The sequence below is a fragment of the Bacillus cereus group sp. BfR-BA-01379 genome, assembly GCF_022663605.1.
GTDB lineage: Bacteria > Bacillota > Bacilli > Bacillales > Bacillaceae_G > Bacillus_A > Bacillus_A mobilis.
Map to the genome: position 1 here is coordinate 1 of NZ_JAKUFT010000327.1, position 218 is coordinate 218.

Below are 218 nucleotides of genomic sequence, written 5' to 3' on the forward strand. Positions count from 1 at the left end.
CCGACAAGCCTATGACGCGAGGGAGAAAGTTTTAATGGATGAAGCCGCAAAATTCGCCCACGCAGAGACAGAAGGAATAAAAAGAGGAATGGAACAAGGAATAAAAAAAGGCATTGAAAAGGGTCGAAAAGAAGGGGTTCAGCAGGGAAAAATTCAAATGATTAAAAGTATGCATGATCTTGGTATACCACTTGAAACAATTGCTAAGGCAAGTAAAT

Annotated in this window: 1 pseudogene; it reads left to right on the top strand. The window is 39.9% G+C overall.

The window, feature by feature from the left end:
* Positions 1 to 218: pseudogene (locus MR113_RS28085) on the top strand (Rpn family recombination-promoting nuclease/putative transposase); the annotation flags it as partial.